We start from the raw sequence: 15,002 nt of genomic DNA, 5'->3' as shown, positions 1-15,002 counted from the left end.
GCCCGGCGGGCGCTCGCCGCCGCGCCGCACGAGGCGTTCGGGCCCGGCGACCCGCAGGGGCGGGTGGAGCTGCGGGAGGCGCTGGCCGCGTACCTGGCCCGGGTGCGCGGGGTGCGCACCACGCCCGAGCGGATCGTGGTCTGCTCCGGCACCGCGCACGCGCTGCGGCTGCTCGCCCGGGTCGTCGGCGGGACCTGGGCGGTCGAGGAGTACGGACTGCCGTTCCATCGGGGTCTGCTCGCGGACGGCGGGGTGCGGACGGCGCCGCTGCCGGTCGACGCGGACGGTGCCCTGGTCGACGAGGTTCGGGGACGGGCGGTGCTGCTCACGCCCGCGCACCAGTTCCCGACCGGCGGGCCGTTGCACCACGAGCGCCGCGCGGCGGTGGTCGAGCGGGCGCGGTCGGGCGGGCCGCTCGTCCTGGAGGACGACTACGACGCCGAGTTCCGTTACGACCGCCGGCCGGTGGGCGCGGTGCAGGGACTGGCCCCGGACCGGGTGGTGCTGATGGGCTCGGTGAGCAAGAGCCTGTCGACGGCGCTGCGGATCGGCTGGATGGTGCTGCCCGAGGCGCTGGTCGGCGAGGTCGTGGCGGCGAAGGGCCTACGGGAGCAGTACGCCTCCGTGATCGACCAGTTGACGCTCGCGGAGTTCCTGGCGGGCGGCGGGTACGACCGGCATGTGCGGCGGATGCGGCAGCGGCACCGGGACCGCCGGGACCGGCTGACGGAGGTCCTGGCGGACCGCGTCCCCGAGGTCCGGGTGACCGGGATCGCGGCCGGGCTGCACGCCGTTGTCGAGCTCCCGCCGGGCGTCGAGGCTCGGGCGCTCGCCGCGGCGGAGCGCCGGGGCGTCGCGGTCGAAGGGCTGGCCGGGTACCGGCATCCGGGGAGCACGGCGGAGCCGCGGGACGGGCTTGTGGTGGGGTACGCGACCCCGCCGGAGCGACGGTACGGGCCTGCGCTGGACGCGCTGTGCGCGGCGCTCCGCGAGGCCCTCGATGCGACGGCCGACGAAAGCGGCGCGAGGGGGAGTTGAGCAGAACCGGCTTGCTACTCGTACGTAACGACACACAGGAACCGAGAGGAGCCCACGTGTCACGCAAGAAGACGCTCAGCCGGAAGAAGAAGGTCGCGCTGCTGGCCGGCGCGGTCGCGCTGGTCGGCGGTACGGCGGTGGCGTTGACCGGGACCAGCCAGGCGTCGGTCGCCTGCGACGGCCTGGCCACCGCGCTCGCCAACAACGAGAGGTTCATCGCGGATCAGCGGGCGAACCCGGACGCGCTGTCCCAGGCCCGGATCGCCAACCGGGAGGCGGTGATCGCGCAGATCCGGCGCCAGCAGGCGGCGTCGGGCTGCGGCGGCGAGGCAGGTGCGGGAGCGGGTGCGGGAGCCGGAGCCCAGCAGCCCCCGGCCGCCCAACCCCCCGCCGCCCAGCCTCCGGCCGCGTCCCAGCCCCCTGCTGCCCAGCCGCCCGCCGCTCAGCCGCCCGCCGCCGGCGGGGACGTCGTCTGCGCCGGGTCCACCGTCACCCTCTCCGGCGAGGGCGGCGCACCCGCCGCGTCCAGCAACCAGTTCCCGCTCGGCACCCGCCTGAAGGTCACCAACCTGGACAACGCCAAGTCCACGACCGTCGAGGTCACCTCCACGTCCGGCAGCTGTGTGCTGCTGAACAACCAGGCCTTCGAGCAGGTCCGCGAGCCCGGCAAGTTCCTGATCCGCAAGGCCCGCATCGAGCGCGTGGGCTGACCGGGCGGCCCCGGCCCGGAGCGGGGTCAGGACGGTGCCGCGGCGCGCACGGCACCGTCCCCACCCACCGCCGCCTCGGCCTCGGCCAGGATCTCCGTCAGCCGGAGCCCGAACCGTGCGTCGCACGGGTGCGGCACGCCCGTCCGCGCCGCCTCGATCAGGGAGTCCACCGCGGCCGCGAACGCCGACCGCGAGTCGCCCCAGTCCGGCAGCTCCACGCTCCCCCGTTCCCCGTGCAGCGTCAGACCCACCTCCGCCGCGGCCGGCGGGGCGCTCAGGGTGACCGTCGCCGTGCTGCTGGCGCCCGAGGCGTGGCGCATCGTCAGGTGCCGGGTGTCGACAGGACCCGCCGTCGCGCGTATCTCCGTGACGTCCCCCAGGACCGGCAGGAGCACGGACAGGACGTGCGGGCCCACGTCCCACAGCCCGCCCTTCTCGCGCCGCCACGGCGACGCGGCGTAGGCGCTGCGGGAGCCGGCGCCGTACAGCGAGCCCAGCCAGTGGGCGCGGGCCGTGAACCAGCCGCCGGCCGAAGCCTGTTCGTCGATCCAGCGGGCCGTGGGCCCGGCGAACCGCAGCGTGCAGAAGACCACCGAGGCGACGCCCGCCTTCTGAGCCGCGTCGGCGACCGCACGCGCCGTCGCGGGCGTGGTCGCGACCGGTTTGTCGAGCAGCAGATGGCAGCCGGCCTCGGCGGCCCGGGCCGCGAGCGGCGCCTGGACGTCCGGCGGCAACGCGAAGGCCACCGCGTCGCACTCCGCGAACAGCGCGTCCAGGTCCGCGTACGCGCGCGTGCCGTGCGCGCCGGCCAGCTCCGCCGCCGCCTCGGGCCGTCTCCCCCACACCCCCGCGAACTCCACGCCAAGGTGCCCGGCCAGCGCGGGCGCGTGCGTCTTCCCGGCCCAGGGTCCGGTGCCGACCAGCCCGACCCGGGTCGTACGGTGCCTCACCGCCGCAGTCTCCGTCATGCCCCCAGTCTGCCCGCCCCCGCCGACAACGCGGGCCGCCTGTGGAAAAGCCCCGACCGCTCCCGACCGCCCCCTATCGCCCCTGGGCCCGCCCGAAATCCCGTACGCCCCGCCCCTCCCCCGGTGTTAGCGTTCCCGAGCCGGCCGCGGGACTCCGGTGCGACTTCCGGGACCTGCCTCTGTAGCAACGTTTTCGCTGTTCGTGCCCCCATTCCCCGGCCGGCGCCCATCCACTGAGCCCGGGGGAGCCATGTCGGAGACGCTCACCGATCTCGTCGCGGCCGAGGACGCCCTGCTCTTCGTCAACGCGGCCGTCACCGCGACAGGGCAGCGGGAGTTCCGCTCCTCTGCCGCCGAACAGCGGCTGTCGCTGTCCTTCCTGCACGAGTACGTGCGGGTCAACTACCGCCCCCTGTACGCGGCCTGTCTCGCGCTCGACGTCAACGACCACAACGCGGCCCTGATCGTCGAGCACCTGCTGCGGACCCCGAAGGAGGCCGGCGCGCAGGAGGGCCGGCTGATCGCCGCCCGGCTCGCGCTGCTGCCGCCGCAGCGGGTCTACCGGCTGTTCCGCGCGCTGCGCGCGGCCAAGGTCAACAACCGCCGCACCCGCGCGATCGTGCGCGACTGGCTGGCCGCCCGGCCCGACCTCGGCCTGGACGCGGTGAAGTACCGCGCCGGTCTGAAGACGGCCGCCCGCCATCTCCACCTGCCGCTGCCCGACGCCGAGACGGGCGACTTCCTGTTCGCGCCGCGCCGTCGGGTCCGCTACGACCACGCCCTCCTGGACGCGCACCGCCGGGCCCATCACGACCAGCGAGCGGTCTACGAGCTGCCGTTCACCGTGGCGGAGGGCTTCGCCGCCCGGCACGGCGTCCCTCGCGCGCTGTTCCTGGAGCGGATCGCGCCCCGGATGACCCGCCTGGAGCGGCTGCGCACCCAGCGCGGCGGCGTCGCGGCCGACCTGTCCACGATGCCGCTGACCCGGCTCGCGCTGTACGTCCTGGCACTCCCCTTCGCTGAGCGGGCGGACCGGCGCGCTGAGCTGACCGGCGCGCTGCGGGCGGCCGCGCGTCGGGCCGCCGGGCCGTACGCGGGGACCTGGGGCCGGGTCGCCGCGGTGCTCGACGACAGTTACTCCTCCTCCGGCTCGGGCGTGAAGCGGCGCCGTCCGCTGGCGGTGGCGCTCGGCTGCCACTTCCTGCTGGAGGCGCTGGCGGAGTCGTACACCGCGCACTGGACCTCGGGCGGCGCCGACCCGCTGCTGGTCCGGCCGTACGGGCCGACCCCGCTCGGCCTGCGCATCCTCGACGCCCTGGAGGCCCCGGACACCGACGCGGCCCTGGCCCCGGACCGGCTGGTGATCGTCTCGGACGGCTGGGACAACGCGCCGCCCGGTCTCGCGGGCGAGGTGCTGCGGGTCTGGCGGAGCCGCCTGGACCCGGAGCGCCGCACCGTGGCCGTGCATCTGAACCCCGTATACGACGCCACCGGCTTCGACGTGCGCCGGCTCGCGCCGAGCGTGCCGACCGCGGGCATCCGGGACGCGGAGGACCTGCCGGCGCTGGTGGAGATCGCGCAGTTCGCGGAGGGCCGGACCGGGCTCGCGGAGCTGCGGGCCTACCTGGACCGCCGTGTGGAGCTGTTCCTGAAGGAGGCCGCCGCGTGACCCGGATCGACCTGACCGGTCTGGAGGTCCGTCCCGCGCAGGTGTGGGGCGGCGTCCGACTGGTCCCGCTGGTGCGCGCGGAGCCGGTGGCCGGCCTGCGGCTGCACCGCGAGGTGTACACGGGCTTCGGGCACACGGCGGACATCGGCGACGGCGCCGCGTACACGTCGTACATCCCGCACGGCTTCGTCGCGGACTGGTCCGGCGAGGGCGCGGAGTCGGCGGCGTACGGCTCCCGGCTCGGCGGCGGGCCCCGGACGATCCCGGTGCGCGGCCCGCACCACCGCATGGCGAAGCGGCAGCGCGGGAAGGGCGGGGGCAGGGCCGAGCCGCGGCTGCGTTTCCTGCCGCTGCACCTGGCCCTGGAGGGCTATCTGGCGCTGCATTTCGGCGGACCGTCCATGGTCTGGGACGAATGGTCCCAGCAGGCGGTACGGCAGGGCCTGTCGCCGCGCGCCGAGGCGGCGTACGCGGGCTGGTCGGTGCCGGGCCTGGGCGAGGCGCTGCGGGTGTTCGAGATCCACCCCGGGCAGTGCGGTCTGATGCTGTACGCCGCCGACGCGCTGGCCGCGGCCTTCGTCGTCCCGCACCCGGACGACTACCGTCTTCTGCACCCCACCCTGGTGGAGGACCTGTACGGCGAGCTGGTCCACCAGTACGCCTACTACGGCGCGCCGGTCCCCGAGTTCACGGCCCGGATCCGGGACGCCGCCGGAGGCGTGCGCACGCTCGCCGACCTGCGGGCGGCGGCCGTGGCCCAGGAGCGCGCATGGGCCGGGGCGCACGACGGGCTGTTCGCCCGGGACCTCCTGGAGACTTCGTACGCCTTCCAGCGGGTGTACCGGATGGACGGCTTCGAGCTGCTGCGCTTCCTGCCGCCGTTCGCGCGCGGCGGGCCGGAGCAGCACATCGGCGAGCTGATCGCCGACCACAAGGGGCGCACGGCGTACCTGAAGACCTTCCGGCTGTCCGAGAACCAGATCCGGCGGGGCCATCTGCTGCAGCGGCTGGCGGACCACGACTGGCACCTGGGGCGGACCGCGGAGGCCTTGGGGACCTCGTACGCCGAGATCGTGCGGCGGATCGAGCGGGCCGGCTTCGGGGGGCTGCTGAATTCGCACGCCGTCGCACGGCGGCTGCGGGAAACAGAGGAAGGCTGAGTAACACGGGGTTCACAAACGGGCAACCGACGGGAAATCCCGTGTTGCGAAGCTGCGCGCAGACACCCCGCAGCTCTCGCAGCGTCGCGAGCCGCAGCGAGCATGACACCCGCAGCAGCACGCCAAAGGATGAGGCCCGTGACCTTCAAGGCTGAGTACATCTGGATCGACGGCACCGAGCCGACCGCGAAGCTCCGCTCCAAGACGAAGATCGTGACGAGCGGCGGCGCGACCCTCGCCGAGCTGCCCATCTGGGGCTTCGACGGATCCAGCACGAACCAGGCCGAAGGTCACGCCTCGGACCGCGTCCTCAAGCCGGTCTTCGTCTGCCCGGACCCGATCCGCGGCGGCGACGACGTGCTGGTGATGTGCGAGGTCCTGAACACGGACATGACGCCGCACTCCTCGAACACCCGCGCCGCGCTGGCCGACGTCTACGCCAAGTACGCCGCGCAGGAGCCGATCTTCGGCATCGAGCAGGAGTACACCTTCTTCGACGGCGAGCGTCCGCTCGGCTTCCCGGTCGGCGGCTTCCCGGCCCCGCAGGGCGGCTACTACTGCGGCGTCGGCGCGGACGAGATCTTCGGCCGTGACGTCGTCGAGGCGCACCTGGAGAACTGCCTGAAGGCGGGCCTGGGCATCTCCGGCATCAACGCCGAGGTCATGCCGGGTCAGTGGGAGTTCCAGGTCGGCCCGCTGGCGCCGCTGGAGGTCGCGGACCAGCTGTGGGTGGCCCGCTGGCTGCTCTACCGCACCGCCGAGGACTTCAAGGTCTCCGCGACCCTCGACCCGAAGCCGGTCAAGGGCGACTGGAACGGCGCGGGCGCGCACACCAACTTCTCCACCAAGGCGATGCGCGAGGGCTACGACGCGATCATCACCGCCTGCGAGTCGCTGGGCGAGGGCTCGAAGCCGCTGGACCACGTCAAGAACTACGGCGCGGGCATCGACGACCGTCTGACCGGTCTGCACGAGACGGCCCCGTGGGACAAGTACTCCTACGGCGTCTCCGACCGCGGCGCGTCGGTCCGTATCCCGTGGCAGGTCGAGCAGGACCAGAAGGGCTACATCGAGGACCGTCGCCCGAACGCGAACGTGGACCCGTACACGGTGACCCGCCTGCTGGTGGACACCTGCTGCGAGGCCCTGGAGAAGGCCGGCCAGGTCTGATCCCCCGCATGTGACGTGAGCGCCCCCGCCGGGAACGGCGGGGGCGCTCCGCGTTGTCAGTGGCCTCGGCCACAGTGCCTGTCAGAGGGCTCTGCCACAGTGAGGGCATGCTCGACATCGCGATCAGGACCGAGAACTGGCAGAAGCACGTGCGCGTTTCGGAGGAGACGCTGCGGGATCTCGTGCTGCGGATCGGCGGGGACGGCGACCGCTTCCTGGTGGTGCAGCGCATCCCGGACATACCGGATGAGTTCATCCAGGTGTGGCACGAGGACGGCGGCGGTTTCCAGTTGGAGCACCGCGCCGGGGCCCCCGAGCGGCATTTCGTGGTCGAGGGCGGCGACGCGGAGCGGGTGGCCTCGGTGATGGCCCGCTGGGCGCGCCGCGAGGTCGCCTGGGACCGCGGGCTGGGCTGGGCGCCGGCGGACCTGCCGCTGCCCGAGCCGGTGCCGGAGCTCGCGGCGGAGCTCCGGGAGACCCTGGAGGAGCGGGTGCGGGAGCTGCTGCGGTGCGGTTACGACGACCGGGAGCGGCTGGCCGAGACGGCCGAGGACTACCTGGTCGAGGGGGACGTCCGACCGGTGTCGCGGGCGCAGGCGGCTGCGCTTGTGGACAGGCTGTGGCTGGAGCGGGTGCACGAGATGGCCGACTGGACGGGGACGACCGATCCGGAGCGGATCACGGCCGCGTTCGAGTCGCTGGAGCGCGCCGGGATCACCGCCCGGGAGAACTTCACCTGCTGCCGCAACTGCGGGACGACGGAGATCGGCGGCGAGGGCGACGAGGACGCCCGGGGGTTCGTGTTCTTCCACTTCCAGTGCACCGAGGGCGCGGCCAACGGCGGCGCACTGTACCTGCTGTACGGCGGCTTCGACGGGACGGCGGAGTCGACGGTGGAAGTGGGCCACGAGGTGGCCCGGGCGCTGCGCGGACAGGGCCTGACCGTCGAGTGGGACGGGTCTCCCGAATCGTCGATGCTGGTCACCGGGCTCGACTGGCGGAAGAGACTGACGGGTTGACGCTCCGTCCGGCTGGTGGGAAAGGTCTGCTGCCCGGGGCACGCATCTGGTTCAATGGGGGCATGGCCAGCAATCAGAGCACCGCGACGGGTCGCCACGACCTCGAGCCGTTCTGGCCTTCCCGTCAGCATCACGACTTCGACCGGCTGTGTTGCCGCGCGACGAACGCGCCGGCCCTCTAAAGCCCGATCGGAAAGCACGGGTCCGATCCCGCGGCCTTCGGCCGACGCGCAGATGACGTACGTCTCTCCCGTTCGTCCCTTCGCGCGAAAGAGCTGACCTTCCCATGGCGAACCTTCAGCATGCCCCCCTGACCGCCGTCCGTCCGGGCCGCCACCGACTCCGGGCCGTCGACCGCGACGAGGTCGTGGACCTCTCGCACGTGGCGGACTTCCTGCCGCCCGGCGCGACGCTCCTGCCCGCGCCACCGCACGCGCTGCCGACGCTGCCGGGCCGGCCGCCGATGGTCGGCTACCTGGTCCTCGTACCGGCCGACCAGCAGCCGCCGATCGCGACGGCCGCCACGCGCACGGCGGTCGCCGAAGAGGGCCCGGTGGCCATCGACGGCACCCAGCGGATCGCCCGCGTCGACGGGAAGCCGCTGGAGCTGACGTACCTCGAATTCGAGCTGCTGGCCCACCTGGTGGCGCATCCGCACCGCGTGCACACCCGCGACCAGCTGGTGACGACGGTCTGGGGGTACGGCCATGTCGGCGACGGCCGGACCGTCGACGTCCATGTGGCGCGGCTGCGCCGCAAGCTGGGCGCCGAGCACCGCCGCACGATCCAGACCGTGCGGCGGGTCGGCTACAAGTACACGCCCTGACCGGGGTCAGGGGCGCTCGGCGAGGTCCCCGGAGCGGGACCTCGCCCGGGCGGCCAGGCCGAGCAGGCCGTCGACGGCCAGGAACACCAGCAGGCTGATGCCCAGCATCGGCACGAACCAGCCGACCAGGGCCGTCACGGCGAGAACCGGCAGCAGCATCGTCGGCGGAACCTTCCGCCACGCGCCGCGGGCCATCGGCCGGCCGGGCCGGCGCAGCCACCACATGCGGTAGCCCCAGACGATCAGCAGGATCAGGGCGAGCGCGAGGGCGGCGAGGGCGAGCTGGTTGAACAGGCCGAGGAAGACGCCGCTGTGGGCGTCGATGCCGAACCGGGTCAGCTTGGCGAGCAGCGGGTAGTCGGCGAACCTGAGCTCGTCCATGACCGTGCCGTCGGCCGGGTTCACGGCCACCGAGTCGAGGTGGACCGGGAACTGGGTGTCGGTCTCCTTGACCACGTAGCCCTTGCCCTCGGCGGGCAGGACGACCGACATCTTGCCGTCGATGCCGGCCTCGCGGGCTGCCTCGACGACCTTGTCGACGCCGACGTCGGGGCCGGTCGCGGCGGGGGCCGCCGCGCCGCCGCCGTGCCCGGCGTGCCCCTCGTGGCCGGAGCCGCCGCTCTCGCCGCCCGCGCCGATGACCGCAGAGACTGTGGGGGTGGCGCCGCCGAGCTGGGCGCGGACCGCGTCGATGTTCTCGCCCGCGTACGTCGACCAGGTCAGGCCCGTCGCGGAGAGCCCGAGCATGCCTGCGGCGGCCCACAGGCCGACCGACCCGTGCCAGGAGAGGGTGCGGCGGCGGGACTTGGGGCCGCGCTCCGGCACGAACAGCTCGCGCCGGGCCTTGCGGCGGCGGCCGATCCACAGCGCCAGGCCGCCGAGGGCCAGGACCCACATCCAGCTGGCGGCGAGCTCGCTGTACAGGCGGCCGCTCTCACCGAGCTTGAGATCCCGGTGGAACTCCGACAGCCAGGTGCGCAGCGGCAGGGCGCCCGAACCGCCGTAACTGGGCAGCTGTCCGCGGACCTCGCCGGTGTACGGGTCGACGAAGACGGCGAGGGACTTGCCCTCCTCGACGTCCGGGTCGTCCATCAGGACGCGGGTGGTGGCGCCGGGCTCGGCGGAAGGCCACACCGCGGTGACGGTGCCGTTGGGGTTGACCTTCTTGGCCGCGTGGACCTGCTGCGACAGCGGGACGGTCTCGTCGCCGACGGGGACGGTGAGTTCGTGCGCGTACAGGACCTTCTCGGCCTGGTAGGACAGCGCGTAGAGCAGACCGCTGGCGGCGGCGACGAGGAGCAGCGGGGCGACGAGGACGCCCGCGTAGAAGTGCAGCCGCAGCACGAGGGGGCGCAGGGCGCTCCAGGCGGATCTGCGACCGGCCGATTCGGGGGCGTCGGGGGTTTCGGGGGTGTCGAGAGTGGGCGCGTCCGGGGTTTCCGGGCGCGCGGAACCGTCAAGGGTCATGACCGTCCTTGGAGTCGATGTCGACAGGGGGAAGCGGCCCCCAGGTCAGACGTGTGCTCCGAGGGCCGTGGCGCGGGGTGCGGACGGCCGGGGCGGCCCGCGCCGGGAGAGGGCGTGGGCGAGGACGACGCCGTGCAGCCAGCGGGTGTGCGGGCGCGGGCGTACGGGACGCGGCAGCTCGGGCGCCCGGAGGCGGACGATGGCGAGCAGCAGACGCAGCGGCGTGAACGCGGCCGCGCCGACGGTGCGGGCGAGGGAGAACAGGGCGGCCTCGCCGCGCGCCAGCCAGAGCCCGCAGACCAGCGCGGCGAGAAGGTGCGCGGCGGTCATGCCGAAGGCGTCGGACCCGGCGGCCGCGCTCATGTCCATGGCCGCGCTCATGTCCATGCCCTGATGCAGGGCCGGGGCGCCGCTCATGTCCATCGCCGCGTGCCCCGACGGCATCCCGGCCGCATGTCCCTGCCCGGCCGAGAAGATCTGGTGCAGCGCCGTCTGCACGACGAGGAGTCCGGCTCCGATGGCGAGCGTCCCCCGCCGCCGGCCGCAGGCCGCCCAGGCCAGCGCGCCGGTCACCGCGAAGGCGACGAGCAGGGAACGTATCGGTATCTCGTGAGCGGACATGGACGAATGCCCCACCGCTGCCAACGCCACGCATACGGCCGCGAAGAGCGCGGCGCGCAGGGCGCGTATCGGCGAGCGGGAATTCGTCATGGTGGCCATATGTTGTCACCCCGGCCGCCGCCGCGGGAGACCGCCTCCCGCTCCTCCCGCGGCGGAACTCGGCCCTCAGCAGAAGAACTGTCGTCCCGGACCGCCCCTGGTGCAGAGTCGTGCCATGACACGACTGCTGATCCTCGGGGGCACCGAGTTCGTCGGACGCGCGATCGCCGAGGCCGCCCTCGCCCGCGGCTGGGACGTGACCGTCTTCCACCGCGGCCGGCACACGCCGCCCGCCGGCGCCGTCTCGCTGCTCGGCGACCGCACCGGACGCGACGGCCCGCCCGTGCCCGCCTCGGGCACGTGGGACGCGGTGGTGGACACCTGGTCGGCCGCGCCGTCGGTGGTCCGCGACGCGGCCCGCGCGCTGGCCGGGCGGGCGGGCCGGTACGTGTACGTGTCGAGCCGCTCGGTGTACGCGTGGCCCGCGGCGGCCGGACTGACCGAGGACGGGCCGCTCGTCGAGGGCTCGCCGGACGCGGGCGACGGCCTGCCGTACGCCGAGGCCAAGCGGGGCGGCGAGCTCGCCGCGGTCGGGGCCTTCGGCACGGACCGGGCGCTGCTGGTCCGGGCCGGGCTGATCCTCGGGCCGTACGAGAACATCGGCCGGCTGCCGTGGTGGCTGAACCGGATCGCCCGGGGCGGCCCGGTCCTCGCGCCGGGGCCGCGCGAGCTGCCGATCCAGTACATCGACGTCCGCGACCTGGCCGCATGGACGTTGGACGCGGTCCTGGCCGGGCGCTCGGGCCCGTACGACCTGGTCGCCCCGCGCGGGCACGCGACAATGGGCGCGCTGCTCGACGCGTGCGTACGGGCCGCGGGCGCGGCGGCCGAGCTGCGCTGGACGCCGCCCGAGGCGGTCCTCGCGGCGGGGATCGAGCCGTGGACGGAGCTGCCGGTGTGGATCCCGCCGGGCGAGGACCACGACATGATGCACGGCTCGGACGTCTCCAAGGCCCTGGCGACGGGGCTGCGCTGTCGTCCGGTGGCGGAGACGGTCGCGGACACCTGGGCATGGCTGACGGCGCTCGGCGGGACCGCCCCGCACCGCCCGGACCGGCCGCCGGTGGGGCTGTCGGTGGAACGCGAGGCGGCACTGCTGCGCTCGGATCGCGGGTAGCCCGCGGATCGCAGGAATCGCGCGAATCCCGGCGGACGCTGAACGCCCCACGCGTCCCGTCCGTATGGAGGCCCATGGGAAGGACTCGAAAACGTTCGACACTCGCGAGCCGGGCCATCGCCGCGTCGGCCGCACTGATTCTGGGCGGCGGCGGCCTTTTGGCCGTCAACGTCTACGCGTCGGCGGGACAGGGCGGGTGGGGCCAGTGGGGCGGCCAGAACCCGACCGGCCCCCAACAGCCCGCCATGTCCACGATCGACTGCCCCGACGTCGGGGCCGAGCTGACAGAGGTGCCGCAGGGGGTGCGGGACTCGGTCGACCGGGAGCTCGCCACGCTCGACGGCCAGATCACGGTGGCGTACCAGAGGTTCGCCGACAACCGGGAACGGATCGCTCAGGACCCGGAGTTCGCGCAGCAGCAGATCCTCAAGCCGCTGGAGAACGAGCGGCTGGTGATCCTGCAGCGGATCGTGGCGCTGATCGACCGGGAGGGCGAGCCGCCGAAGGGTCTTGAGGGCATGGCCCCGTGCACCCTGCGCGCCGACGACGACAAGGGCCCCGGGCAGGACGGTGACCAGGACCAGGGCCAGGCGGGGAACGGGCCCGAGGCCTCGGACTTCGTCGACATCACGTCCGTGCAGCCGAACGTGCGCAAGCCCCGGCTGCGCAGCGGCGCGTCCAGGGGCACGTTCACGACGAACTGCGGCCGCAACGAGAACGGCAAGTTCAACCCGGACAACGTGATCGTCGCGCCGGGCGTGAGCAACGGCGCTCACCACATGCACGACTACGTCGGCAACCAGGCCAACGACGCCTTCGCGAGCGACGACAAGCTCGCCGCCGGCGCGACCAGCTGCCGCAACCAGGGCGACCGTTCCACGTACTACTGGCCTGTCCTGCGCCTGCAGAACGGGCAGAACGAGAACGACGCGCAGGACGACGGCGGCGGCAAGGACCAGAACGTGGGCGAGATCCAGACGCCCGCGCAGGTCACGCTGCAGTTCGTCGGCAGCCCGGTGTCCCGGGTGACCGCGATGCCGCGCTTCCTGCGGATCATCACGGGTGACGCCAAGGCGTTCACGAACGGGGACGCGAACGCCAACGCGTCGTGGTCGTGCACCGGGTTCGAGGACCGGCAGCTGAAGGACAAGTACCCGATCTGCCCCGAGGGCAGCAAGGTCGTCCGGACGTTCAAGTTCCAGAGCTGCTGGGACGGGCGGAACACCGACAGCGCCAACCACCGCACCCATGTGGCGTTCGCCGACGGGAGCGGGCGCTGCGGCAACGGCTTCCGGGCCATTCCGCAGCTGGTGCAGCGGATCGTGTACGACGTGCCGCCGGGCCCCGGGTTCGCGGTGGACTCGTTCCCGGAGCAGCTGCACAAGCCGGTGACCGACCACGGAGACTTCATCAACGTCTTCGACCAGCGGTTGATGCGGCGCATGGTCGACTGCCTGAACCAGGCTCGTCGTTGCGCCTGACCCCTCAGTGATGTCCGGAGTGCCCGCCGTCCCCGGTGGGCGACGCGTGCGGCTGGTGCGGCGCGGCGGTCTCGACCGTCCCGCCGAGCCGGCCGCGCACGGCTGTCACGGTGCGCTCGTCGCCGGCGACGACCCAGCGGCGGCCGACGAGGTACGAACCGCCGTAGTCCTTGGCCTCGTTGATCCACTCGCGCTGGCCGCGGTCGGTGGCGAAGGTCAGCAGGACGTACGTCCCGTCGTCCGTTTTGCAGGACGCCTGGCGCAGCTCGGCCGCGTCCGTCGCCATGTCCGGCGCGTCGCACCGGGCCTTCTCGGCGAGCTGCTCCAGGGTGCCGGAGGCCTCCTGGGGCGCCTGGGGCCCGCCGCACCCCGTCACCAGCACCGTCGCCGTCAGGAGGGCCGTCGTCACCGCGGTTCGCTTGGTACGCATGGGGTCATCGTGCCGGGTCGACGGGGCGTTCGGGGGCCGAACGCCAGGACTGGTACGACCCGATCGATTACGGTTTCGTACGTAAGAGGACGTTACGTACGAGAAGAGACGCCGATGCCCGCCATCCCCGCCGCCACCGTGGCCAACCTCCGCGATCTGGGGACGCTGCCGCTCGCCGGCGGCCGCACGGTCCGCCCGGGCCTGGTCTTCCGCTCCGGGCAGCTGGACCGGCTGGGCCCGGAGGACGGGGTGGTGACGGGTCTCGGCATCCGCACGGTGGTGGACTTCCGCACCGACCACGAGCGGACGGAGCGGCCCGACCACGTCCTGCCGCGCAGCCGGGTGGTCGTCGCGGACGTGCTCGCGGACTTTCTGGCGACCAGCGGGCTGCCGCCGGCGGCCCGGCTGAAGTCGCTGATGGCCGACCCGGCGCTCGCGGAGCGGCACCTGGGCGGGGGCAGGGTGCGGCGGGCCTTCGAGAACACCTACCGGGCGTTCGTGTCGACGGACTCGGCGCGGGCCTCGTACCGGGCGCTCCTGACGGAGCTGGCGGACCCGGCGGCGACGCCGCTGCTCTTCCACTGCACGGCGGGCAAGGACCGCACCGGCTGGGCGACGGTGATCGTGCTCTCGCTGCTGGGCGCGGACGAGGAGACGATCCGCGCGGAGTACCTGTCGGTGAACCCGGCGGTCCGTCAGGCCTTCGCCCCGCTGGTCGAGGGCTTCACGGCGCAGGGCGGCGACCCGGAGCTGGCCCTGGCGATCATCGGCGTCGCGCCGGAGTACCTGACGGCGGCCCTGGAGGAGGTCGCCGTCCGGCACGGCTCGATGGAGAAGTACGTACGGGAGGGTCTGGGCGTCTCCGACGAGACGGCGGACCGGATCCGCGAGCGCCTGACGGAATCCGCCGGCGCCTGACCGGGTCCCGAGCGTCCGACCGGGTCCGCGAGCGCCTGACCGGGTCCGCGAGCGCCTGACGGCCTGACCGGCACACATCAAGATCCGAGGTGACCATCGGATCATTCGCTCGTTCTGCTGAATGTGACCACCCAGGAAACCGTTCCTTCCGGCCCCGGCCCCATCGACGTCGAGCAGGCCGAGGCCGCGCTCGTCGAGCACTATCCGCGGCTCGTGCGGATCGCGTATCTCGTGCTGCCGGCCGCGCTCGGGCGGAACCGGCGGGTGCTGGCCGCGCACGCGCTGGTGCAGCGCTCGCTGCCGCGCCGG

General features: G+C 73.6%; 15 protein-coding genes. 11 read left to right on the top strand and 4 right to left on the bottom strand.

Features of this window, described 5'->3' with window-relative positions:
• Together VIU94_RS29565 and VIU94_RS29560 are read left to right on the top strand one after the other, a co-directional pair.
• Positions 1-1,038, top strand: a 1,038-nt coding sequence (locus tag VIU94_RS29565) for an aminotransferase-like domain-containing protein (protein ID WP_331915904.1), incomplete at its 5' end; no start/stop codon positions are given.
• Between the two features lie 56 nt (positions 1,039-1,094).
• Positions 1,095-1,748, top strand: coding sequence for an SCO2207 family protein (locus tag VIU94_RS29560; RefSeq protein WP_331915902.1), 654 nt, complete (start codon positions 1,095-1,097; stop codon positions 1,746-1,748).
• A gap of 26 nt (positions 1,749-1,774) precedes the next feature.
• Here the strand turns inward: VIU94_RS29560 and VIU94_RS29555 are convergent, their stop codons facing one another.
• A complete protein-coding gene (locus VIU94_RS29555; RefSeq protein ID WP_331915900.1) occupies positions 1,775-2,716 on the bottom strand; it encodes a Gfo/Idh/MocA family protein in 942 nt (313 codons plus the stop codon).
• 250 nt (positions 2,717-2,966) lie between these two features.
• Here VIU94_RS29555 and VIU94_RS29550 point away from each other — a divergent pair, with 250 nt between their 5' ends.
• The 5 genes from VIU94_RS29550 (at position 2,967) to VIU94_RS29530 (ending at position 8,560) form a co-directional block, all read left to right on the top strand.
• Entirely contained in the window at positions 2,967-4,385 is a 1,419-nt protein-coding gene (locus VIU94_RS29550; RefSeq protein ID WP_331915898.1) for a hypothetical protein, read from the top strand.
• Entirely contained in the window at positions 4,382-5,545 is a 1,164-nt protein-coding gene (locus VIU94_RS29545; protein ID WP_331915896.1) for an ARPP-2 domain-containing protein, read from the top strand. The genes VIU94_RS29550 and VIU94_RS29545 overlap by 4 nt, the downstream gene beginning before the upstream one ends.
• Positions 5,546-5,683: 138 nt before the next feature.
• On the top strand, positions 5,684-6,715 hold the full coding sequence (gene glnII, locus VIU94_RS29540; protein WP_331915894.1) for a glutamine synthetase: 1,032 nt from the start codon (positions 5,684-5,686) through the stop codon (positions 6,713-6,715).
• Positions 6,716-6,822: 107 nt separating this feature from the next.
• Positions 6,823-7,734, top strand: coding sequence for a DUF6891 domain-containing protein (locus VIU94_RS29535; protein ID WP_331915892.1), 912 nt, complete (start codon positions 6,823-6,825; stop codon positions 7,732-7,734).
• Positions 7,735-8,020: 286 nt separating this feature from the next.
• Entirely contained in the window at positions 8,021-8,560 is a 540-nt protein-coding gene (locus tag VIU94_RS29530; RefSeq protein ID WP_331915890.1) for a winged helix-turn-helix domain-containing protein, read from the top strand.
• A 6-nt stretch (positions 8,561-8,566) separates the two neighbouring features.
• Here VIU94_RS29530 and VIU94_RS29525 read toward each other — a convergent pair whose 3' ends face one another.
• Positions 8,567-10,027 (bottom strand): PepSY-associated TM helix domain-containing protein, encoded by a 1,461-nt coding sequence (locus VIU94_RS29525; protein WP_331915888.1) that lies wholly within the window; start codon positions 10,025-10,027, stop codon positions 8,567-8,569.
• A gap of 45 nt (positions 10,028-10,072) precedes the next feature.
• Positions 10,073-10,738 (bottom strand): hypothetical protein, encoded by a 666-nt coding sequence (locus VIU94_RS29520; protein ID WP_331915886.1) that lies wholly within the window; start codon positions 10,736-10,738, stop codon positions 10,073-10,075.
• 124 nt (positions 10,739-10,862) lie between these two features.
• Here VIU94_RS29520 and VIU94_RS29515 point away from each other — a divergent pair, with 124 nt between their 5' ends.
• Both VIU94_RS29515 and VIU94_RS29510 read left to right on the top strand, forming a co-directional pair.
• Positions 10,863-11,864: an NAD-dependent epimerase/dehydratase family protein gene (locus tag VIU94_RS29515; protein ID WP_331915884.1), complete on the top strand. Its 1,002-nt coding sequence runs from the start codon at positions 10,863-10,865 to the stop codon at positions 11,862-11,864.
• 74 nt (positions 11,865-11,938) lie between these two features.
• Entirely contained in the window at positions 11,939-13,345 is a 1,407-nt protein-coding gene (locus tag VIU94_RS29510; protein WP_331915882.1) for a DUF1996 domain-containing protein, read from the top strand.
• A 4-nt stretch (positions 13,346-13,349) separates the two neighbouring features.
• Here the strand turns inward: VIU94_RS29510 and VIU94_RS29505 are convergent, their stop codons facing one another.
• Entirely contained in the window at positions 13,350-13,775 is a 426-nt protein-coding gene (locus VIU94_RS29505; RefSeq protein ID WP_331915880.1) for a hypothetical protein, read from the bottom strand.
• Between the two features lie 114 nt (positions 13,776-13,889).
• Here VIU94_RS29505 and VIU94_RS29500 point away from each other — a divergent pair, with 114 nt between their 5' ends.
• Positions 13,890-14,693, top strand: a complete 804-nt coding sequence (locus VIU94_RS29500; RefSeq protein ID WP_331915878.1) for a tyrosine-protein phosphatase — start codon at positions 13,890-13,892, stop codon at positions 14,691-14,693.
• 123 nt (positions 14,694-14,816) lie between these two features.
• On the top strand, positions 14,817-15,002 hold a 186-nt coding region (locus VIU94_RS29495; protein WP_331915876.1), incomplete at its 3' end, for a hypothetical protein.

The organism is Streptomyces sp. (genome assembly GCF_036566765.1).
Classification (GTDB): Bacteria; Actinomycetota; Actinomycetes; order Streptomycetales; family Streptomycetaceae; genus Streptomyces.
Note: the sequence above shows the minus strand (reverse complement) of the source record. Positions and strands in the feature narration are given on the sequence as shown.

Coding starts and splice junctions, on each gene's coding strand:
- VIU94_RS29555 (WP_331915900.1), bottom strand. CDS start 2,716: ATGACGGAGACTGCGGCGGTGAGGCACCGTACGACCCGGGTCGGGCTG.
- VIU94_RS29550 (WP_331915898.1), top strand. CDS start 2,967: ATGTCGGAGACGCTCACCGATCTCGTCGCGGCCGAGGACGCCCTGCTC.
- VIU94_RS29535 (WP_331915892.1), top strand. CDS start 6,823: ATGCTCGACATCGCGATCAGGACCGAGAACTGGCAGAAGCACGTGCGC.
- VIU94_RS29530 (WP_331915890.1), top strand. CDS start 8,021: ATGGCGAACCTTCAGCATGCCCCCCTGACCGCCGTCCGTCCGGGCCGC.
- VIU94_RS29525 (WP_331915888.1), bottom strand. CDS start 10,027: ATGACCCTTGACGGTTCCGCGCGCCCGGAAACCCCGGACGCGCCCACT.
- VIU94_RS29520 (WP_331915886.1), bottom strand. CDS start 10,738: ATGACGAATTCCCGCTCGCCGATACGCGCCCTGCGCGCCGCGCTCTTC.
- VIU94_RS29515 (WP_331915884.1), top strand. CDS start 10,863: ATGACACGACTGCTGATCCTCGGGGGCACCGAGTTCGTCGGACGCGCG.
- VIU94_RS29510 (WP_331915882.1), top strand. CDS start 11,939: ATGGGAAGGACTCGAAAACGTTCGACACTCGCGAGCCGGGCCATCGCC.
- VIU94_RS29505 (WP_331915880.1), bottom strand. CDS start 13,775: ATGCGTACCAAGCGAACCGCGGTGACGACGGCCCTCCTGACGGCGACG.
- VIU94_RS29500 (WP_331915878.1), top strand. CDS start 13,890: ATGCCCGCCATCCCCGCCGCCACCGTGGCCAACCTCCGCGATCTGGGG.